Annotated in this window: 18 protein-coding genes; 8 read left to right on the forward strand and 10 right to left on the reverse strand. The window is 32.8% G+C overall.

What is annotated here, in order from left to right; all coding sequences use genetic code 11:
- Positions 1-156: 156 nt before the first annotated feature.
- From BSF41_RS11455 to BSF41_RS11470, 4 genes are all read right to left on the reverse strand, one after another.
- Positions 157-813, reverse strand: coding sequence for a hypothetical protein (locus BSF41_RS11455; protein ID WP_008466087.1), 657 nt, complete (start codon positions 811-813; stop codon positions 157-159).
- A 121-nt stretch (positions 814-934) separates the two neighbouring features.
- A complete protein-coding gene (locus BSF41_RS11460; protein ID WP_095929629.1) occupies positions 935-1,306 on the reverse strand; it encodes a YraN family protein in 372 nt (123 codons plus the stop codon).
- A gap of 173 nt (positions 1,307-1,479) precedes the next feature.
- On the reverse strand, positions 1,480-2,379 hold the full coding sequence (locus tag BSF41_RS11465; RefSeq protein WP_095929630.1) for an LD-carboxypeptidase: 900 nt from the start codon (positions 2,377-2,379) through the stop codon (positions 1,480-1,482).
- Positions 2,380-2,533: 154 nt separating this feature from the next.
- Positions 2,534-3,571, reverse strand: a complete 1,038-nt coding sequence (locus tag BSF41_RS11470; RefSeq protein ID WP_172426894.1) for a serine hydrolase — start codon at positions 3,569-3,571, stop codon at positions 2,534-2,536.
- Between the two features lie 166 nt (positions 3,572-3,737).
- On the opposite strand from BSF41_RS11470, the gene BSF41_RS11475 reads away from it, so the two are divergent.
- The gene (locus tag BSF41_RS11475; RefSeq protein WP_095929632.1) at positions 3,738-4,838 is read left to right on the forward strand and encodes an endonuclease; all 1,101 of its coding nucleotides are present in this window, start codon (positions 3,738-3,740) and stop codon (positions 4,836-4,838) included.
- A gap of 115 nt (positions 4,839-4,953) precedes the next feature.
- Positions 4,954-5,493, forward strand: coding sequence for a 3-hydroxyanthranilate 3,4-dioxygenase (locus BSF41_RS11480; protein WP_095929633.1), 540 nt, complete (start codon positions 4,954-4,956; stop codon positions 5,491-5,493).
- Between the two features lie 118 nt (positions 5,494-5,611).
- Here the strand turns inward: BSF41_RS11480 and BSF41_RS11485 are convergent, their stop codons facing one another.
- Positions 5,612-6,568: an MBL fold metallo-hydrolase gene (locus BSF41_RS11485; RefSeq protein WP_095929781.1), complete on the reverse strand. Its 957-nt coding sequence runs from the start codon at positions 6,566-6,568 to the stop codon at positions 5,612-5,614.
- A gap of 113 nt (positions 6,569-6,681) precedes the next feature.
- Here BSF41_RS11485 and BSF41_RS11490 point away from each other — a divergent pair, with 113 nt between their 5' ends.
- The 6 genes from BSF41_RS11490 (at position 6,682) to BSF41_RS11515 (ending at position 11,897) form a co-directional block, all read left to right on the forward strand.
- A complete protein-coding gene (locus BSF41_RS11490) occupies positions 6,682-7,305 on the forward strand; it encodes a hypothetical protein (protein ID WP_095929634.1) in 624 nt (207 codons plus the stop codon).
- 65 nt (positions 7,306-7,370) lie between these two features.
- On the forward strand, positions 7,371-8,924 hold the full coding sequence (locus tag BSF41_RS11495; RefSeq protein WP_095929635.1) for an aldehyde dehydrogenase family protein: 1,554 nt from the start codon (positions 7,371-7,373) through the stop codon (positions 8,922-8,924).
- A 131-nt stretch (positions 8,925-9,055) separates the two neighbouring features.
- Positions 9,056-9,868 carry a leucine-rich repeat domain-containing protein gene (locus BSF41_RS11500; RefSeq protein ID WP_095929636.1) on the forward strand — a complete coding sequence of 271 codons (813 nt, stop codon included), beginning with the start codon at positions 9,056-9,058 and terminating at the stop codon, positions 9,866-9,868.
- Between the two features lie 30 nt (positions 9,869-9,898).
- Positions 9,899-10,942, forward strand: coding sequence for a hypothetical protein (locus BSF41_RS11505; protein ID WP_095929637.1), 1,044 nt, complete (start codon positions 9,899-9,901; stop codon positions 10,940-10,942).
- A 96-nt stretch (positions 10,943-11,038) separates the two neighbouring features.
- Positions 11,039-11,512: a LemA family protein gene (locus BSF41_RS11510; RefSeq protein ID WP_253251812.1), complete on the forward strand. Its 474-nt coding sequence runs from the start codon at positions 11,039-11,041 to the stop codon at positions 11,510-11,512.
- The gene (locus BSF41_RS11515; protein ID WP_141248137.1) at positions 11,481-11,897 is read left to right on the forward strand and encodes a hypothetical protein; all 417 of its coding nucleotides are present in this window, start codon (positions 11,481-11,483) and stop codon (positions 11,895-11,897) included. Before BSF41_RS11510 ends, BSF41_RS11515 begins: the two co-directional genes overlap by 32 nt.
- Before the next feature lie 51 nt (positions 11,898-11,948).
- Here BSF41_RS11515 and BSF41_RS11520 read toward each other — a convergent pair whose 3' ends face one another.
- The 5 genes from BSF41_RS11520 to nuoL form a co-directional block, all read right to left on the reverse strand.
- Positions 11,949-14,798 carry a T9SS type A sorting domain-containing protein gene (locus tag BSF41_RS11520; RefSeq protein ID WP_095929640.1) on the reverse strand — a complete coding sequence of 950 codons (2,850 nt, stop codon included), beginning with the start codon at positions 14,796-14,798 and terminating at the stop codon, positions 11,949-11,951.
- 478 nt (positions 14,799-15,276) lie between these two features.
- Positions 15,277-16,047 (reverse strand): Bax inhibitor-1/YccA family protein, encoded by a 771-nt coding sequence (locus BSF41_RS11525; protein WP_095929641.1) that lies wholly within the window; start codon positions 16,045-16,047, stop codon positions 15,277-15,279.
- A gap of 163 nt (positions 16,048-16,210) precedes the next feature.
- Positions 16,211-17,602: an NADH-quinone oxidoreductase subunit N gene (locus BSF41_RS11530; RefSeq protein WP_095929642.1), complete on the reverse strand. Its 1,392-nt coding sequence runs from the start codon at positions 17,600-17,602 to the stop codon at positions 16,211-16,213.
- A gap of 66 nt (positions 17,603-17,668) precedes the next feature.
- Positions 17,669-19,108: a NuoM family protein gene (locus tag BSF41_RS11535; protein ID WP_095929643.1), complete on the reverse strand. Its 1,440-nt coding sequence runs from the start codon at positions 19,106-19,108 to the stop codon at positions 17,669-17,671.
- A 10-nt stretch (positions 19,109-19,118) separates the two neighbouring features.
- Positions 19,119-21,002, reverse strand: coding sequence for an NADH-quinone oxidoreductase subunit L (gene nuoL / locus BSF41_RS11540; protein ID WP_095929644.1), 1,884 nt, complete (start codon positions 21,000-21,002; stop codon positions 19,119-19,121).
- Positions 21,003-21,004: the final 2 nt, after the last annotated feature.

Genomic DNA, 21,004 nt, shown 5'->3' on the forward strand with positions numbered 1-21,004 from the left:
GTTTTACTTTTGAGAATATTCTTATTTGAGAAATATAACAGAAACTCTTGTTCTGCTTTATTTCAAAAGAAAAATCCTTTTGTCTTCCTGAAAAGACAAAAGGATTTTGTTATATATAAACTCTAAATTTATTTTTAAAAAGAAAGAAGAGTCAAATTAGTTTTTCAAGTCTTTAATTACTTTAAAAGCCACATCTACTTGATCTTCTCCAACTAAGATTGTAAATTCATTCGAAGTAGAAATTACCTCATTGATAATAATTCCTTCCCAAGCCAAACGTTGGAAAATGAAGTAATAAATACCAGGAACAACAATATTTTCTTTTGGTAATTTTACCGTAATAGAAGCTAAATTATCCAATTTTTGGATTAATTTTTCTCTCATAAAGTGTTTTTCAACTAAGTGATTTACACTGCTGCTCACCACGATATTTGTTTCGTTTACTCCACGAGATGAGGTATAAAAAATATCAGATAGAGCATTAATATCAGAGATCAAATCTGCTTGTTTGTTTAAGACAGTTTCAGATGCAGCAAAAGTGTAATCGGTAAGTTCCGAACGAACTGTGATTTCACCAATATTTTTAATTACTTTATTGATTTTGTGGTTTAGTTTAAAATCTAGTTCTTCCGTTAGTCGTTTTAAAGACATTACAACAGCGCCTTGTTTTACTTCTTTGCCAAACTCACTTTCTAATTCGGTCATAATATTTCGCGAAAGTGAAGTTAGGTTAATAATTCCGAGCGACAGGGCATTTAATAAAAATGGTTTTGTTTTAATGTAGTTTTCTACAATAGAAGAAACAGTTTTCATAATCTTTTTTTTTTTTTGGTAACAGTTGAGTTGGTAGTTAATTTAACATTGCGATGTTATAATTCTTTGCAAATATAAATAAAAAAACAAATTGTTACAATTATAACAATGAAAAAATATGTTAAAAGTGATAAAAAGCGTCAGTAAGATGTTCAATTGCAAATGATTCGCCGTTTTTATGCACCGCAATGATATCAAAACGGATTTCTAAATCTTCTTGAAAATCCTTTTCCCTATCGTTTATGTAGGCATTTACTGCTTTAATGAGTAATTGAATTTTTTTGGACTTCACAAAATCTTGCGGAGAACCAAAATCTAAACTCGAACGGGTTTTAACTTCAACAATTGCCAAAACAGCATCTTTTTGTGCGATTATATCTATTTCTGCTTTTTGGATAACAAAGTTTCGTTCTATAATCGAATATCCATTTTCTTCAAGATATGCTGCAGCGAGATCTTCTCCTAATTTTCCTAAATCGTTATGTTCTGCCATGGGTTTTGTTTTTTTGTTTCAGGTTTCAGGTTGTTGAAAATTGAATAATAGGTTTATGTTTTTTGCACGCAAAGACGCGAAGTCGCAAAGAATATTAAAACTTTGCGACTTCGCGTCTTTGCGAGATTTTATGTGGTATTGTTAGATTTGCTTAAATCCTAAGCAATGCGATATTACTTTTTAAAAGTAACCGTGCTTCCAGAAGCAGTAACTTCTATAGAAACAGTATTTCCCATAATTAAGGCTCTGTTGTCTCTAATATGACCTGCTGGGAAATTAAAAATTACTGGAATATTGTATTTTTTTGTTACATCATCAATAATTTCCAGAGCATTTTTCCCCCAAGGAACTTCATTGTCTTTCATGCTTGTCATTCCGCCAATGATAATTCCTTTTAAATTTTCGATACATCCGTTACGTCTTAGATTCATCATCATTCGGTCAATATGATACAGATATTCGTCTAAATCTTCTATAAATAAAATTTTATCCTTGCAGTCAATTGCCGATGGGGATCCTAATAAACTATACAAAATAGATAAATTACCGCCTACTAATTCTCCAGTAGCACTTCCCAAACGATTCATCGGAGTTGGGCTGATAGAGTAGGAAATAGGCTCGTTAAATAAAGCGGCTTTTAACGAGCTCACAGCATCTGGAGTCGCTCTAGGAACCGTTACGGGCATAATACCATGAATAGATTTGTAACCCATTGTATTCAAATGATTATGAAGAACCGTTACATCGCTAAAACCAATAACCCATTTTGGATGCTGTTTAAATTTGGTAAAATCTAATAAATCTAACATTCTAACAGTTCCGTATCCGCCTCTAACACACCAAATAGCTTTAATATTCGGATTGTCCAATTGCTTTTGAAAATCGGCAGCTCTCTGTTCATCTGTTCCAGCCAATTGATGATAATCTAATCCAATTGTAGAACCAATTACGGCCTCTAAACCCCAACTATGCAATAAATCTATTGTTGGTTTTAAATTGTCGTCAATGTTTTTTCTTGCTGTTGCCAAAAGTGCCACAGTATCTCCTTTTTGTAAATAAGGCGGTGTTATCATGTTTTGTTGAGATTGACAGTTGAATGAATGTAAAGCAAAAATAAGAAATGCGAGTTTACAAAAGACAAAGTGTCTCTTTATATAGTGAAAGCAGTTTTTATTCATTTTTTTCTTTTGCTTAAAATTATAAAATTAATTTTTAAGGTTTAACAATTTAACCTCCATATTGTTTTTGCAGTTCGGACAAAAGTAACATTAAACCTTTGTCTGCTTCTTCAGACTGCACATTGGCAAATAAGATAAAAGCTTTATTGATGTCTTTGCAAATATACACTTTGGTTAAAAATGTTCCTGGATTTCCGTAGTGAAAAGAATATTTTAGGCCCGAATTTTCATTTATTTCAGAATACCATCCAAAAGAAAATTCAGGAAAACCAAAATGCATTTTATTAAATTCTTCTTCACACATTACTTTTGATTTTCCTAACAAACCTTGTAGTTGCATCTGTGTAAATTTGCAAAAATCAGGAAGATTTACATTGATATTTCCTGCTGATGAAAGCCAATTTAATTTATAATTTACAAATGGTTTTTCGGGCTTCAAATTTTCATCATGTCCCCACGGCTGGTTTATATCAGTCACGTTTGGTTGTCCAAAACCGAAGTTAATATTTAGCTTTTTACCCAATTCTTGCACTAAAGTTTCATAACTCTTTCCAGTTGCTTTTTCGAGCATTAAACCTGCAGCAACAAAACTTGGATTGGAACCATACCATTCTTGTTTTTCTGTAACAATTTGTTTTTGCTTAAAAAACCAGCTCATAAACTCATAACGCTGTTCTTGATTATTGCCTTTAATTTCTTGCTGATTTGGAGTATCATTTCCATAAGACCAAGTTGGAATTGGCGCTCTAAATGTCAAGAAATCTTGCAGAGTTGCATTATAAATTTCTGGATTACTTTCTGCTTTTAATTCAGGATACAAATCAAAAAATTTAGTATCCCATTTTATTTTTCCTTCTTTGACTAAAGTTGCCGCAATATAACTTGTGATCGTTTTTGTGATGGATCCTAAACGAAATATATCATTAATTTTTGCTTTATGAGAAGACTTGTAACGTTGAAATCCTAAAGCTTCAATTTCAAGAATAGAATCTGAAGAAACAACTGCATAAGCCAATTCTGGAATTTTATATTGTTTTCTGATTTCCTCTGCTCTGGAACTATTTTTTTGCCCGTAAAATGGATTCATAAAGCTCAAGAATAAAGCAAAAAACAGCATTTTTCTCATGTTATTAATTGTCAGATTTTTTTAGCAAGATACAAGACTTTTATTAGAAACAAATGTAATATTTTTAAATTTTATCCAGGTAAAAATCTTACAAAATAGTTAAATTTGTTTTTTTAAAATCTTCTCTATGCCGTTAAAATATAAATTCTCTTTGATTGTTCTTTTTGCGTTGAACGTTCTATTTAGTCAACCCAAAAAATACAAAATACACACCGTAGCTTTTTACAATTTTGAAAATCTTTACGACACTGTAAATGATGAATTTATAAATGATGACGAGTGGACGCCAAATGGCGCACAACGTTGGACGACAGAAAAATATCAGCAGAAATTAAAAAATCTAGCAAGAGTTATTTCTGAAATTGGAATGCCTGAAAATTCAAATGCGCCAACCTTAATTGGTGGAGCTGAAATAGAAAATCGTGACGTTTTAGAAGATTTAATAAAAGAACCAAAGCTGTTGCCGCTAGATTTAGGAATCATTCATTTTGATTCCCCAGACAAACGAGGAATCGATGTGGCCTTGCTGTATCAGAAAAAATATTTTAGACCCACTTCTTATTCGAATATTCCTTTAATCATTTATAAAAAAGAAATGATCAAAAAAGAACAAGAAGCAGAAGTTGTTGATGAGGAAATTGAAGTTAAAAAAGAAAATAAAAATCGAGTTTTTACAAGGGACCAGCTTTTGGTTTCGGGGTTTTTGGAAGACGAGGAAATCCATATTATTGTCAATCACTGGCCGTCCAGATCTGGAGGAGAAAAAGCAACAATGATATTTCGGGAAGCCGCAGGAAAATTGAACCGAAAAATTATTGATTCATTACAACAAATTAATCCGCAGGCAAAAGTATTGACAATGGGAGATTTTAATGACGGACCATTTAATAAAAGTATAAAAATAGGGTTAGGTGCTAAGGGAATAAAATCTGAAGTCGCTGAATTTGATGTTTTTAATCCGTTTGAAGAGCTTGCTAAAAAAGGCTTAGGAACTATTGCTTATAGAGACTCTTGGAATATTTTTGATCAAATTATCCTAACAGAATCTTTGGTTAAAGCTGATTTTTCGACTTTTAATTTCTGGAAAGCAGGTATTTTCAATAGACCTTATCTTATTCAAAATTTTGGCGCTTATAAGGGTTATCCCTTACGAAATACACTCAGCGAAGCAGGTTTTAGTGATCATCTTCCGGTTTATGTTTATTTGATAAAAGAGGTTTTAAGGTAGAGACACACTGCAGTGTGTCTAACGTTTTTCAGAAATTAAAATACAAACCCATAGACGCACTGCGGTGCGTCTCTACAATTTCACTACCTTAGCTTTTCATAAATTTTGAATAAAAATGGCTATAGCAAAACCTTTTAACCTGACGCAATGGATTGACGAAAACCGTCATTTACTAAAACCGCCTGTTGGAAATAAAAACCTGTATGTTGATTCTGGAGATTATATTGTAATGATTGTTGCAGGTCCGAATGCGCGAAAAGATTATCATTATAACGAAACAGAGGAGCTTTTTTATCAGTTAGAAGGAAGCATTAAGGTTGTCATTCAGGAAGATGGACAGCGTAAAGAAATGGAATTAAATGCAGGCGATATGTATCTGCATCCTGCAAAAGTGCCGCATTCTCCTGTTCGTTCAGAAGGCTCTATCGGACTCGTGATCGAAAGAAAACGTGCTGGGCAAGGTTTTACAGATGGTTTGCTTTGGCATTGCGATAACTGCAATCATAAATTGTATGAAGTGTATTTTGAACTTCATAATATAGAGAAAGACTTTCTTCTTCATTTTGAACATTTCTACAACTCAGAAGAATTAAGAACCTGTGATAATTGTGGAACTGTTATGGAAACCGATCCTAGATTTACGGCTAAGAAGTAATATTTTATTTGATAGAAATACGAAACCCGACAGGTTTCAAAAAACTGTCGGGTTTAATTAATGTTTTATGTTTAGGATTTATAAAAAAATAATCCTCAGAATCAGTAACAAAATAAAATTACAACTCAAATTTCTTTCCTTGTTCAGGATAAATAATCTTCAATCCTAAATTGTTTTGAGCTTTTAACTGCTCTTTAATTTTGGCAATATTCTTTGCCGGCGGTTTCAAATGTGTAATAATAATTTTAAAGTTTTCCAGAGAACCTTTTCCTGCTAATTCCTCTAAAACATGAAGTTCCTTCATTAAATAATTCGGAGTCAAATGACCAAACAAAAATTTATCTGGCTGTTCATTTGGAAACGAAACTTCAATAAAAATTCCTTTCAATTGCTTGGCTTTAACCAATGGAGCAACTGCGGTCCATAAATTGCGAAGATTATTGCTTTTTTCTACTTCGTCAGGCCCTGTATCACCTAAATACAAAGCATAATTATTGTCGTTTTTAATTAAGAAAGCGGTACTTTCAAACGGATTAACATGGCTTAAAGGAAATGCTTTAACCGTCATTTTAGCATTGGTCAAAAGAGTTTCTTTCGCCAAATCTAAAGTCTGAAAATGATATTTTTTGATATGAAAACCAGGACCTGCATCTCCAAAATTAGCCCAAGTCTGATCGTTGAAATAATGGTTTTCCATCATTTCCATGCATTTCTTTGTAGCATAAACCGTTTTCGAAGAATCGGCAGGAGAATTGATTATCAAACCTGACACATGATCTAAATGTGCATGAGAAATCAAATATCCTTTGACGTATTTTCGTAAAACTTCGCTTGTAGAAACTTTAAAAGTTTTATTTTCTATAGCTTTTTCGATTCCGGCGTTTACAGTTCCAGCATCAAGACAGATATAATCAGTTGTATTGGCTGGAGCGATTAAGTAAGACGAAAGATTTTTCTCGTCGATACCGCCCATTACTCCCAATGGAACTACAGAAAAAGAGGTTTTTTCCTTTTGGGAAAAAGCATTAGATGAAATTAAAATGATGCAAAGAAAAAAGCGATGGAAATTATTCATATTCAAAAAAATTAGAATTGCAAATTTCATCAATAAAGAGAAATAAAGCACTCAATTTTGAAAAAAATCATGTTAATTAACCCTAAATTTACATTTAACTAAAAATATATAGGATGATTAAAAAGGCGCTATTTGTACTGTTTTTGTTTTTAATGAGCTCAGAAGTATATTGCTGTGATTGTTCGGAAAAACCATCGATAAAAGAAAATTGGGAGCTAGCCCATCAGGTTTTTATTGGAAAAGTAGTAAAAGTTGATAGTTCTTTATATTCTGAATATGGTCAAAAAATGTACTCCTATACTATTAAAATTTCAAAAATTTATAAAGACGAGATTATTAATGGACAAAGTTTTAGAACGATTCTAGGAGTTAGTATGGGATCTTGTGATTATTATTTTGAAAAAGGAAAAGAGTATTTGATTTATACCCAAAAAGATTATAATGCTTTAGACTGTTCGATATGTTCGAGAACGAATCTATTACAAAATATTCAGAATAGTGAATTAGAATTGTTAGATGAGTTGTATAATAAATCAAAAAAAAATAGAGGTATACAAATCATTAAATTTCAGAATAACATTAAATATCAAATAGATTTAGTTAAAAAATCATTTGAAGAAAAATTAGAAAGAAAAAATAAAGTGATTTGTATTTTATCAAGTCTGAGTTTTATTCTTTTTGTTATTCTGCTTTTATTGTTTCTTAAAAATAAGCGTGTTTTTAAAAGCGACAAATAATTAAAATTAATTCTAAAACAATATCTTTACATAAAAATATAACAATTTTAACCAAAAAAGTTACAATGACAACAATAGCATCGCAATTTGGAATGAAGGAAGCTCTTGATAAATTGGGCATCAAGACAATAAATGAAGGAACATCAACAGGAATTAATAATTTTTCTTCTGGAGAAATCCTAGAAAGTTATTCGCCAGTTGATGGAAAATTAATTGCTTCGGTAAAAATGTCAACGGCAGCTGATTACGAAAAAGCAATTCAAACTGCGGCAGAAGCTTTTAAAACTTTTAGATTAATTCCTGCTCCACAGCGTGGTGAAATTGTGCGTCAGTTTGGAGAAAAATTGAGACAAAATAAAGAAGCGCTTGGTAAATTGGTTTCTTACGAAATGGGGAAATCATTACAAGAAGGATATGGAGAAGTACAGGAAATGATTGATATCTGCGATTTTGCAGTAGGGTTATCTCGTCAGCTTCACGGGTTAACAATGCATTCTGAAAGACCTGGACACCGTATGTACGAGCAATATCATCCGCTTGGAATTGTTGGAATTATTTCGGCATTTAATTTCCCAGTTGCAGTTTGGTCTTGGAACACAGCTTTAGCTTGGATTTCTGGAGATGTCTGCGTTTGGAAACCTTCTGAAAAAACACCTCTTTGCGGAATTGCCTGCCAAAATATAATTGCTCAAGTTATAAAAGAAAACAATCTTCCAGAAGGAATTTCGTGTTTAATAAATGGTGATTATAAAATAGGAGAATTATTGACTGCAGATACTCGAATTCCGCTTATTTCAGCTACAGGTTCTACCCGAATGGGGAAAATCGTAGCACAAACTGTTGCAGGAAGACTAGGAAAATCATTATTAGAATTAGGAGGAAATAATGCTATTATTGTTACTCCAGATGCAGATATTAAAATGACGGTTATTGGTGCTGTTTTTGGAGCTGTTGGAACGGCTGGACAACGTTGTACTTCAACTCGACGATTGATTATTCATGAAAGTATTTATGATAAAGTAAAAGACGCGCTAGTTGCGGCTTATAAACAATTAAGAATCGGAAATCCGCTTGACGAAAACAATCATGTTGGACCTCTAATTGATACTCATGCTGTAGAAATGTATGCAGCAGCTTTGAATAAAGTTGTAGCCGAAGGTGGAAAAATCCTTGTTGAAGGAGGAGTGCTTTCTGGTCAAGGTTATGAGAGTGGCTGTTATGTAAAACCTGCAATTGCAGAAGCTGAAAATTCGTTTGAAATTGTACAGCACGAAACATTTGCTCCGGTTTTGTATTTAATTAAATATTCTGGAGAAGTAGAGAATGCCATCGAAATTCAGAATGGCGTTGCGCAAGGATTATCTTCTGCAATTATGACTAATAATTTACGCGAAGCAGAAAGATTTTTATCTGCAACAGGTTCTGATTGTGGAATAGCAAACGTAAATATAGGGACTTCTGGTGCTGAAATCGGAGGTGCTTTTGGTGGTGAAAAAGAAACAGGAGGAGGGCGTGAGTCAGGATCTGATGCGTGGAAAATTTATATGAGACGTCAGACCAACACCATTAATTATACTACAAATCTTCCGTTGGCACAAGGCATTAAATTTGACTTGTAATACAGGAAGTTTAAAAATAAACAAAAACCGCTTTTTTCAGTATTTGAGAAAGGCGGTTTTTTAATGCTAAATATTTGTAGTATTTTTACTTTTATTAGCCTAGACTTTCTATAATTTATAAGCAACCCAAAATGACTCTATTTTTTTTAGCCGGACTTACGCCATTTGGATACGGATTTCTTGGAGTACTTCTTTTATCGTTTTTATTGGCCTATTTTTGGTTGAAATCAAATGGGAAAGAGGATAAAATTGGCTGTGTTTCTATTGGAATTGGAGGAATAATTATTTGGTTTGTTTTGATGTTTCCAACTTTTATTTCCTTTTCGATTATTGAAAATGGAAACCTATGGGCTAAAATTGGAGTTGCTGTTTTTTGGGTCTTAATCTTGGCGTTAGTTGTCTATTTCCGATTTGCAAAAAATACTTCTAGCGTTAAAAAAGTGATTTTTACCTTTTTTAAATACCTTCTTTATTTAATTTTTTTAGGTTTATTTCTGGTTCTGTTTTTCGGAATGGCATTTTATATTTACCAAAGACTTTTCACAAACGAAAAAAATCAAGATCCTGTTTGGGTTGCTTTCTTGTGCATTTTTTTTGTAGCAGCACTTGTTTTAGCAGGGTTTGGTCTTTTGAGTAAAAATAAAGAAGAGAAGAAAAGAGAAAAAACGTCTTTCTATGATCTGGAACAAGCGAAATTAAAACCAGAATTAGTATTAGAATTGAATTTGTCTAAGAACAAATTGGTACTATTTCCTGAAGAGATTTTGAAGTTTAAAAATTTGAAGTTTCTTATTTTAAGTCATAACCAAATTACCGAAGTTCCAAACGAAATCAATAAATTGAGTAAATTGATTGGTTTGGATTTAAGTAATAATCCAATTTCAGATGTAGAAAGAAATAGAATCAGAAAATTAGTTTCTACGGAAGTTGAGATCCTATTTTAAACCTTTAACCATATTACTATTTATCATTTTATGAATGATCTTTTCGAATTTTTAACTCAAAATAAAACAGATGCCGTAGAGGTTGTTTTTCTGATGCTTTTTAGTTTAGGAATTGCTTTGTTCCAGACGGTAATTTATTCAGGGCTTTTTAATTTTAAATTTCCAAACTGGCTGTTTTTTGTTTTATCTCCTGCAATTGTTGGAGTAAGTTTTCTAATTGATTCTTCGTATCCTTTGGCAGTTGTATTGCTATTGTTTTTGTCTGTTTTTTTATCGGCTTTTATTGGAATGATTGTTTCGGGAATTAGAAACAGTAAAGAGGAAAGGATAGAAAGGGAAAAATTCAATCGAAAACATAATATTCAAAAAACACCATTGAGTAAAAAAATCCTTGGAATCGTTGTTTTGATCGGTATTATTTTATCTTTTATCTATTTGGCTGAAAATGGAAATTTGAAACTTCTTTTGCTCATTATTCCAGGTTTCATTATAGTTAGTTCTATATTTTTCCCAAGTAATAAAAGCAAATTTATGAGGCTGCAGTCTATTTTACCAACTTCAAAAATTGATGCAATAGCGATGGGTCAGGTAGAGATTGTAGGAGATTTAGAAGAAATCGAACCCATTATTTCGCCCTATTTTAATAAACCTTGTATTGGATATTATTATAAAATTGAAAAAGAAAGTCCTCGCGATGATGATGGAAGAACGACTTACAGCACTATTTTTTCAGAAATTAAAACAGGTAAATTTAAGATAAAAGACGAAACAGGCTCGGTAACAGTAGATGGGGAAGGATTAGAATATTATTTCAACAGAATAGATAATCAAGCAGGAGGAAAGACAAGGTATACCGAAACTTACTTAAAAAGCAATGATTATATGCTTCTTATAGGTTACGCAGATTCAGACAATGGTACTACCATAATTAGAAAAGGAAGTCCAGATACTGTTTTTGGCATTGCTATGCCGAGAAGTATTTCATTCAGAAATAAATATAAACCTTTATTAGACTCTTTTTTGGTGACTTTGTTTTTCATTTCCCTTATACTCATTTATATCATTTTAAATTAAAAAAATATGACCGCTCAAAACATTGCCTTAATTGTTGGATTACTTCTCATACTTATATTTTTTAATGTACTTATCAGAATTTATAATAAGTTGGTTATGCTAAAGAATAATTATGAGAAAGCTTTTAGAAACATTGATGTTATTTTAATGCAGAGAGCTGATGAAGTTCCAGAATTGGTGAAAGTAGCTTCGAAATTTATGGAACATGAAACCGCAATGCTAACCAGTTTGACCAAATTAAGAACTGATTTTTTGAATTCAAAAACAGTTGATGAAAAAATAGAAAATGCCAATGAGTTTTCAAAAACCATGAAAAATCTATTTGCAGTTTCTGAAAATTATCCAGCTCTTTTATCCAACAATAATTTTCTAGAATTGCAGAAAAGAGTTTCTCAAATGGAAGATAAAATTGCAGACAGGAGAGAGTTTTTTAATGATAGTGTAAGTCTTTATAATGTTGGAATTCAGGAATTTCCTAATTTTATATTAGCCAAAATTATTGGTTATAGAGCGCAAGGTTTATTTGAAGTTACACTCAATGAAAAGAAGTATGACGGGATTCAATTTTAATACTTTTTTTGGTCATGAAAACCAGATTAACAATCTGGGGGACCAAGTTCTAATCTATGGTTTTGCAGGTATTGTTTTTAGTATTGTTGCGCTGTTATTTATTTCAATAGTGATTAGAAAACTGGGACTTAAAAGTTTCAATAGCTATTTTATTAATCCGCTTATGTTATCTTTAGGATTAACATTGCTTGTGGCTATTTTGCCAACAATTGTCTTTTATGTTGTTGCTTCAGATATTTCTGGTGTAAAAATTATGTACAGTTGGATCACCATTTTTATTGGAATGTTGTTTTTTGTTGGTTTTAATCTTGAAACAATCAAAAAATGTTTGAATGAATTTGGAAAAGTTACAGAACAAGAGGAGTTTAGAAATCGAAGAAGATAATGATAATAAAGTAAAAAAGGCTTCCAGATTTGGAAGCCTTTTTAAGTTAAGTTATTTTTTAATTAATGTTTGGTTAAATGACCCGTCAACGGTATAAATTTTAGCTAGATAAGTTCCAGGAATTAAACCGCTTGTATCAATGCTTTCAGAGTTTCCAGAATTAACTACAAGGTTTCCAGAAATATTGTAAATAAGTACTTTTTGCACTTTCTGTTCTGAATCTGATAAGTATAATGTACTTGAAACAGGATTAGGATATAAAATTATTTTTGCTGATTCTGGAGTTGTAGTTTCGGCTACTGCGGCCATTTTTAAAGTCGTTCCGCTGTAAACTGTGCTGATATAGAATAAATTAGCAACAGAGCCTTTTGTTATAGTATGAGACCCAGCAGCAATTGAAGCCGTTACGATACCTGCCGATGCTGTATAAGAAACATTGTCTACTTTAATCGTTCCAGTAAAGCTTGAATCGAAAACCAAAGTTAAAGTTGATGCACTAGTTGTTGTATACGTTATTGATGTACTAGATTCTATTTTTAAACGCTCTGTCAATGTTAATCCGTTATAGCTTACAGATCCAGGAGTAGAATTCATGTTTCCTGTAATAGAGTAGAACGTACTCGTTTTTCCAGATGTTGTAAAGTTATGAAGCTCAGATCCGCCAGTTGAGCCTGTTGTTACCGTTATTGTTCCTGATGCCGTTACAGGTGTTCCTGCAGTGCCTGATGTTGTTACAGAATAAGATGCATTAGCTGTTGGTGTTCCTGTAATAGTTATAGTTTTTGCTGTTGTATTTTTTACAAAAGACAATCCAGAAACAGGTAATCCAGTTACAGATGCATCTGTAGCGTTTCCGCCCCAAGTAAATATAATTGAAGCAATAGCAGTTCCAGAAGATACCGTTTGGCTGTCGTTGCCAGATGAAGTTAATGTTTGTGTTCCAGCTGCAGTTACTGTTACAGTTCCAGAACCAGTGGCTGGGGAACCACTAGTTCCAGAAGTTGCAATGGAATACGAAACTGTTGCAGTTGGCGTACCCGTAATAGTTATAGTTTTAGCTGTAGAATTTTTTACAAAAGATAATCCAGAAGCAGGCAATCCTGTTACTGTTGCATCAGTTGCATCTCCACCCCATGTAAATACGATTGAAGAGATTGCAGTGCCACTTGCAACTGTTTGATTGTTGTTTGATGCAGAAGTCAAAGTTAAGGTCTGCGTTCCAGCAGGTGGATTTCCTTCTCCTTGTACAGCTACTAAAGTTCCCGTATAGTTTGTAAGAGCTGTTTTTAATGCAGTTATTACTAATGAAGAAGTATCATCTGTTGCATTATTAAATGTCCATTTTAAATCTCCTCCAGAAACACGTCCAGCATATTGAGTAGTTTTTGTTTTCGCCGCAGCGGGAGTATCGATTACTAAATTTTTTACATACAAATTAGCATCTGTATCGAAGTTATTGTAAACATTAGCGCCCGATTTAGATTTTACAGCACTGCTCACCGTTTCTCCTCTTGTTGCTGCTACGTAAGCATCAAAATCTGTTGTAGAGCTTATTTTTCCTGAAATATTGTACAATGGATTTGGATCATTATAAGCTACAAAACGCATATTATTTGTTCCGTTAGAAGCATCAAAAGTATTATTGAAAGCTTTAATGCTTCCTCCAGCTTCACCTGAGAATGTTCCCATTGTTCCAGCATTATTCACTTGGTTTGCTTCATCCCAAATATCAGAACCTTGAAGTGAAGTTAGCATTGGGTGCTTACTATTTCTAAAATAATTTCCTTCAACAAAAAGTGAAGATCCCATAGTTGATCCTGCTCCATATTTAGAAACACCATCGTAATAGTTGTTATAAATATGTGCTGAATAATAACGCACACGAGGATGACGTGAATCGGAATGGTCAAACCAGTTGTGGTGATACGTGATATAAAGTCCAGAAGTTGTTCCTTCGCTTAAACCTAAAAGACTTGCTTTTCCATTATCCCAAAAGTGGTTGTATGATAATGTGATATAAGTTGAAGTTTTGTTGTCAAGTGCACCGTCGCCTTTTATTTGGTCAGCATCACTGCCTGCATTTCCGTAGAATAAATCACAGTTATGAACCCAAACGTGGTCATTGTCCTGCTGCATTCCTACGTTATCGCCTGCAGTACTATTGCAGTTCATAAACCCAAGATTGCTTACCTCGATGTTGGAAGCCGACTTCAGTCTAACTCCCCATCCATTTGCGACAGCATCGTCTCCAATACCTTCAATGGTAACATAACTCGAAGCATTATTTGCGTTTTCAATAACAACATCGCCACCTTCCATAACCGTCATATCAGTAATATTCCCGATTAAACGAATAATAAATGGACGCGTATCTTTTCCTTTCTTGATAGCGTAAAGAATATTCTGTAAACCAATACAAGGGTTTGAACTTGCACCAGTAATATTCATTGAAATAGTGTTTTTAGTATTTTGGGTAATGTACAGAATTACCGCATTGTCTTTAGGAGTTCCGTCTGCTTTGTATCCTCCTGGAACACGCCCGCCATCAAAAGCAAATCCGTTTCTGTCGTGTGCAGTTACAGTTAGATTTCCTGTTGTGGCTCCAGTTCCTTCTGTGCCATTTACAACAGGTTTTACTTTTACAGTGTAAGTTCCGGCTTTAAGTCCCGGAATGTCAGCGCGGAAATAAGAACCATAACTTCTAATAAGCTGGTCGTCTATTTTTTGGTCCGTAAATCCGTTGCCAGTGTAATACACATTGTAGGTCTGAGCACCACTGACTGGCTGCCATTTTACAAAAGCAGTTTCCAACCAGCCAGAAGCTTCATTAATTTGGATAGTTTGGGCCCATAATTGAACTGTCATGAGAAAGACAGCCACGAAAAGTAGGTTTTTTTTCATAAGGTTTGTTTAAGATAGTTAATAAAATAAGTAAGTGGTTTTTACTTTCGATTTCAAGTGGTTTAATTGTAATCGATTACACAAAATTATGCATTAATTTTTAATAGTATAATTTTTTTGCTAAAAAAAAGAAGATACTTGAATTATTAAGCTTTTAAAATATTAAAAATGTAATAAATTGCATTAATTGTAATTTATTACATATTAGTCGTTGAGTACGGAAAGCCGTATTTTTCTCGCTTTTAGTAATTTTAAACCTTAAACAAAATGAAAGGGGATAATCTGTATTTTTTTTTTATTACATAAATTACATTTTAATTTTTTGTAGGAAATGGATTCTTTTTCCGTTTTGAATAAGAGATTATTCTTAGAAGATTTAATTAGAATATTGAATTGGCATTCAAATTTTAGTCTATTAGAAATAAAAAAAGCCCTTTTGATTTTACTCAAAAGGGCCTGAATTAATATTTTTGGACAATTAGTCTTTACTAGAAAGTTTTGATAAAAGTCTTAAGAATTCAATATACAACCAAACCAATGTGATCATTAATCCCATTGCTCCAAACCATTCCATATATTTTGGCATTTTTTCTCTTGCACCTTTTTCAATTAAATCAAAATCTAAGAAAAGGTTAAGTGCTGCTATAATGATAACAAAAACACTGATACCGATACTCATCATAGAATTTCCATAATGAACAGGTGTCCAGCTTGTAAACATTGATACAACCCAAGAAATTAAATAATAAGTCGCAATTGCTAACGTTGCAGCAACCACAACAGATTTGAATTGTTCTGTAACTTTTACGATTCTAAATTTGTACAAACCAAGGCAAACCAAGAAAGTAACAAGAGTTGCACCAACTGCATTGATTACGATTCCTGGAAATTTTAATTCAAATATTGCAGAAATACCTCCTATGAACAATCCTTCGAATAAAGCATATCCTGGCGCTAGGTAAGGAGATAGCTGTGGTTTGAATGAAGAAACTAATACTAAAATAAAACCAATAATTGCACCTCCAATTGTAGGTAACATCGGATTCATTCCATTAAAAGCCATCCACCATGTCACCATAGCAGCTCCGCATAAAATTAGAAATAAGATTGCTGTTTTGTTAATTGTTCCAGACACCGTCATTTCTTGATTGTAATCAATAATCTGAGCTTGGTGTACTTCTGTTCTTGATTCAGTATTAGACGAAAAACGCTTACTGTTTAAAAATGGATTTTTTGAATTAAAGTTCATATTTTAATACATTTAATTGAATTCAAATATATGGAGATTTTTTGATGTGCACTTGCATAGAAGAATTTTTTAACATGAATTTCTGTTCTTTATTTAAGGCATAAAAAAAATCCATTAAAACTAATTTAATGGATTTTGAATATTTTAATTTAAAAAAACTATCTTATTTCAATAAGTCTAAAACTAATGATGGGAATAAACCTAAAGCAATATTTAAAACAATTGATACTACAGCTGTAGCATAAATAAGGAATGGCCTTCCTGTTCTTTCTTGATTAGGTTCTTTAGAATACATTGCAATGATCAGTTTGAAATAATATCCAACACTAATGATAGAATTGATTACTGCAACAATTACTAAACCAATATATCCTGCTTGAATTGTTTGATTGAATAAGAACAACTTAGCAAAGAATCCAGAGAAAATAGGAATTCCAGCCATTGATAATAATGAAGCCGTTAAAACTGCAGCCAATAGCGGATTTGTTTTTCCTAAACCGTGGAAGTTTGTAATATCTTCATTATCTTGATCTCTGCATACATATAAAATCACACTGAAAGCTGCGATTCCTGCTAATGCATAAGCAGCAGTGTAGTACAATAAAACTCCAGCTGATGCAGAAACAGTTAACAATGTCATTAACATGAAACCTGCGTGAGAGATTCCAGAGAAAGCAAGCATACGTTTTACGTTTACTTGTCTAAGTGCCATAATATTACCAACAGACATTGAAGCAATAGAAATAATAACCACTATAACTTCAAAAGTATGCAATAGATCTTGATTTTCTAATGAAGAAATGAAGTTCATACCAGCAATTAGCTTAAATAAAGTTGCAATTGCTACTACTTTTGCCAATGTGCTCATTAAAGCAGTGGTTAGTGCAGGAGAACCTTCATAAACATCTGGAGCCCAGAAATGGAAAGGAACAGCAGCTACTTTAAATAACATTCCAACAACCATTAAAATCATTCCGATTGGAAACCAGATTGGTAACTCTGCAGACAAAGCACTTTCGTGAATTTCGCTGATATCAAAGCTTCCCATAGCGCCGTAGATCAAGCAGATTCCGAAAAGAATAATTCCTGATGCGAAAGATCCCATTAAGAAATACTTCATACCTGCTTCGTTACTTTTGATATTCAAACGATCACTTGCAGCAAGTACATATAAAGCAATAGATAAGATTTCAATTCCTAAAAAGAACATCGCTAAGTTTCCAAAAGAAACCATTGCTACAGCTCCAGCTAGTAAGAATACTTTAATTGCAACGAAATCTGAAATTTTCGTTGGGTGATTTTGGTAAAAATTGTGACTTAACGCTACAAGGAAAATCGTCAAAACGATAAACAATGATGAAAAAGCTGTAGAAAACTTACTCACTGCTATCATATTGTTATAATAACTTTGTTCTGTTCCAAATTCACAATAATTAAGTGCCAATACACCTATTAAACCCAAAATGGTAATAGGAATTATGGCCTTTCTTAAATTAAGAATTTCAAACAATAGGCAGAAAATACCCAATCCTGTTATAGCTATTAATGTATTCATTTTTATCTTTTTGATTTAGGATTTCAATTTTAAGCTTAAATCCTAATTTATTTTTTGTTTAAAATATTAGTTCTTATTGATAACTTGTAAAATAGTTTCCAAGCTTGGTGTAATCAAATCTGTGATTGGTTTTGGATAGAAACCAAAGAATAGTAAAACTGCAATGATTACCGCAAATGAAACTCCTTCGTTAAGCGTAACATCAGAAAAAGTTTTAGAATTTGTTTCACCTAACATTACGTGCTGGAACATTCTTAACATATAGTAAGCTCCTAAAATGATAGTCGTTCCGCCAAGAATAGCAAACCAAATATTGATTTGAGATAAACTGTACAATACGGTAAACTCTCCAACAAAGTTAAATGTGCTTGGTAATGCAACAGAAGCCAATACTAAGATTAAAAACATTGATGTGAATTTTGGAGATTGAGAACGGATTCCGCCCATTTCTGAAATTTCTCTAGTTTCATATCTTCTGAAAATTACTTCAGCAGCAAAGAATAATCCAACTACAACAAAACCGTGAGCAATCATTTGCAAAACAGCTCCTCTTAAACCATCAAGAGTTAAGGTGTAAGATCCCGCAGCGATTAATCCAACGTGAGCAAGAGAAGAATAAGCTAATAATTTCTTTAAATCCTTTTGTCTCAATGCAACGATTGATCCGTAGATTACACCTGCAATTCCTAAAGCAATAAAGATATACATGTATTCTTTTGCAGCGATTGGTGCAATTGGCAATTGCCAACGGATAACACTGTATAATCCCATTTTAAGCATGATACCAGATAAAAGCATTGTCCCAACAGTTGGTGCTTTTTGGTATACATTTGCTTGCCAAGTATGGAAAGGAATAATTGGAATTTTGATAGCATAAGCTAAGAAGAAAGCCAAGAAAATCCAGAATTGCTCGCAAGCAGATAAGTTTACTTTATATAAATCTTCGATTAAGAAAGAACCTGCTTTTTGATATAAATAAATAAATGCAGTTAACATGAATAACGAACCAGCAAGTGTGTAAATAAAGAATTTAACCACTGCTTTTCTGCGTTCTTCAGCGTCGCCATTACCCCAGATCAAAGCAATAAAGTAGATTGGAATAAGTGCTAATTCCCAGAAAATATAATATAAAAGACCATCAGCTGCTAAGAAAGTCCCGACCATAGCAAATGCCATAAACAAGATTAGAGCATAAAAGCCTTTTGCATTTTTATATTCATTTCCGAAAGAAGAAGATATGATTATCGGAGTTAAAGCTGCAGTTAGTAAAACCATTGCAAGCCCAAGTCCATCACCATTTAAAGCGAAAGAAATTTTTGGCTGATTAATCCAGCTGTTGATTACGCTAATATTTTCACCAGCGTTATAATTATTCAATAATACAATTGAACATCCTAAAGCAGCTAAACTAAAAAGTAAAGCAACTTTTGAAGCTAGTTTGTCACCAGAAAAGTAAGTGGCAAATGCACCAATTAAAAGTATAATTAATATAGTAGAAACGTTCATAGTAATAATATTATTGAGCTAAAAATATATAGGAAACAATTGCACAAAGTCCTAAAACAAATACAAATAGATATAATCCTATACTTCCGGTTTGTAATTTTTTTCCTTGGAAAGCAATTTCGTTTGCTATTTTACCTAATCCAAATACAAGTGCAGATAATCCTGTCTCGATATAGTCTCTAAAGAATTTAGATAAACTATTAATTGGCTGAACAAATACTGCATCGTAAACTTCGTCTACATAATATTTGTTGTATAACACTTTGCTTAAACCAGTAATGTTTTCATCAGATTCTGGAACATTATCTTGTTTAAAGTATTTTATGTAAGCAATTAAAATTCCTAGTAATCCGCCTAAAACTGCAACACCCATTAAAGTGTATTCAGTTGCGCCTAAATGGTGTTCTTCACCTGCCACTTTTGTGAAAAGAGGAGCAAGGTATCCATTTAACCAGCTGTTTCCAGGTAAACTGATTAATCCGCCAAAAGTTGCTAAAATAGCTAAGATGATAAGCGGAATAGTAATTAATGAACCACTTTCGTGTAAGTGATGTTTTTGTTCTTCAGTTCCTCTAAATTCTTTGAAGAAAGTCAAGAACATTAAACGGAACATATAGAAAGCTGTCATGATTGAAGCAATCGATCCAACAACATATAATGGAATACTGTGGTGGAAAGCTGTCAATAAAATTTCGTCTTTAGAAAAGAAACCTGAGAAGAATGGAACTCCTGAGATTGCTAATGAAGAAATCAACATGGTCCAGAATGTAATTGGCATTGCTTTACGCAAACCTCCCATGTTACGCATATCTTGTTCACCGTGTAATCCGTGAATTACAGATCCAGATCCTAAGAATAAACAAGCTTTAAAGAAAGCGTGAGTGATTACGTGGAAAACGGCTACTTCATAAGCTCCAAAACCTAATGCTAAGAACATTAAACCTAATTGTGAAACTGTAGAGTAAGCCAATACTTTTTTGATATCGTTTTGAACCAATCCGATTGTAGCCGCAACTAATGAAGTGATAGCTCCAATAACCGCAATTACAGTTTGAACATCTGTTGCAAGGTCAAATACAAAGTTTAATCTTGTTACCATAAAGATACCAGCAGTTACCATCGTAGCAGCGTGAATCAAAGCAGAAACTGGAGTTGGTCCAGCCATCGCATCAGGTAACCAAGTGTATAACGGAATTTGAGCAGATTTACCACAAGCTCCAATAAACAAACATAAAGCTGCTAAAGAAAGTAAAGGTAAATTTAAGTTTGAAGCTCCTGCAATTGCCGTTTTTAAAGTCGCATAATCTAATGTTGAAAACATCGAACCGATTATAAACATACCGATTAAAAGACCTAAATCTCCAATTCTGTTCATGATGAAAGCTTTTTTTGCAGCATCATTGTAGTCTTGGTTTTTATGCCAGAATCCAATTAATAGGTAAGAACAAAGTCCAACACCTTCCCATCCAATGAAAAGAACTAATAAGTTGCTTCCGATTACAAGTGTTATCATGAAGAATACGAATAGATTTAAATAAGCAAAAAACTTGTGCATATTCTCATCATCGTGCATGTAACTGATAGAGTATAAGTGAATCAAAGATCCAATTCCAGTTACAAAAAGTAACCAAAGAACAGATAATTGATCTAATAAAAATCCAAGATTGATTTTTAAGTTGCTAATTTGAATCCAATCAAATAAAGTAACTTGAATTCCTTTTCCAGTTGAAGTTATTTGATTAAAAAGTAAAAGAGAAACTACAAAAGAAATTGCTACAGCAATTGTTCCGATTGCACCAGAAACTGTTTTGCCTAAGCTTTTTCCAAAAAAGACATTTACTAGAAAACCTAGTAAAGGAGTTAAAACTAAAATTAAAGCTAAATTGGTATCCATTT

Origin of the sequence: Flavobacterium sp. ACN2, assembly GCF_002303885.1 — a bacterium.
Classification (GTDB): Bacteria; Bacteroidota; Bacteroidia; order Flavobacteriales; family Flavobacteriaceae; genus Flavobacterium.

Excerpts from the sequence above, each read along its gene's own strand:
- BSF41_RS11455 (WP_008466087.1), bottom strand. The coding sequence starts at position 813 with ATGAAAACTGTTTCTTCTATTGTAGAAAACTACATTAAAACAAAACCA.
- BSF41_RS11460 (WP_095929629.1), bottom strand. The coding sequence starts at position 1,306 with ATGGCAGAACATAACGATTTAGGAAAATTAGGAGAAGATCTCGCTGCA.
- BSF41_RS11465 (WP_095929630.1), bottom strand. The coding sequence starts at position 2,379 with ATGATAACACCGCCTTATTTACAAAAAGGAGATACTGTGGCACTTTTG.
- BSF41_RS11470 (WP_172426894.1), bottom strand. The coding sequence starts at position 3,571 with ATGAATCCATTTTACGGGCAAAAAAATAGTTCCAGAGCAGAGGAAATC.
- BSF41_RS11475 (WP_095929632.1), top strand. The coding sequence starts at position 3,738 with ATGCCGTTAAAATATAAATTCTCTTTGATTGTTCTTTTTGCGTTGAAC.
- BSF41_RS11480 (WP_095929633.1), top strand. The coding sequence starts at position 4,954 with ATGGCTATAGCAAAACCTTTTAACCTGACGCAATGGATTGACGAAAAC.
- BSF41_RS11485 (WP_095929781.1), bottom strand. The coding sequence starts at position 6,568 with ATGAATAATTTCCATCGCTTTTTTCTTTGCATCATTTTAATTTCATCT.
- BSF41_RS11490 (WP_095929634.1), top strand. The coding sequence starts at position 6,682 with ATGATTAAAAAGGCGCTATTTGTACTGTTTTTGTTTTTAATGAGCTCA.
- BSF41_RS11495 (WP_095929635.1), top strand. The coding sequence starts at position 7,371 with ATGACAACAATAGCATCGCAATTTGGAATGAAGGAAGCTCTTGATAAA.
- BSF41_RS11500 (WP_095929636.1), top strand. The coding sequence starts at position 9,056 with ATGACTCTATTTTTTTTAGCCGGACTTACGCCATTTGGATACGGATTT.
- BSF41_RS11505 (WP_095929637.1), top strand. The coding sequence starts at position 9,899 with ATGAATGATCTTTTCGAATTTTTAACTCAAAATAAAACAGATGCCGTA.
- BSF41_RS11510 (WP_253251812.1), top strand. The coding sequence starts at position 11,039 with ATGCTAAAGAATAATTATGAGAAAGCTTTTAGAAACATTGATGTTATT.
- BSF41_RS11515 (WP_141248137.1), top strand. The coding sequence starts at position 11,481 with ATGAAAAGAAGTATGACGGGATTCAATTTTAATACTTTTTTTGGTCAT.
- BSF41_RS11520 (WP_095929640.1), bottom strand. The coding sequence starts at position 14,798 with ATGAAAAAAAACCTACTTTTCGTGGCTGTCTTTCTCATGACAGTTCAA.
- BSF41_RS11525 (WP_095929641.1), bottom strand. The coding sequence starts at position 16,047 with ATGAACTTTAATTCAAAAAATCCATTTTTAAACAGTAAGCGTTTTTCG.
- BSF41_RS11530 (WP_095929642.1), bottom strand. The coding sequence starts at position 17,602 with ATGAATACATTAATAGCTATAACAGGATTGGGTATTTTCTGCCTATTG.
- BSF41_RS11535 (WP_095929643.1), bottom strand. The coding sequence starts at position 19,108 with ATGAACGTTTCTACTATATTAATTATACTTTTAATTGGTGCATTTGCC.
- nuoL (WP_095929644.1), bottom strand. The coding sequence starts at position 21,002 with ATGGATACCAATTTAGCTTTAATTTTAGTTTTAACTCCTTTACTAGGT.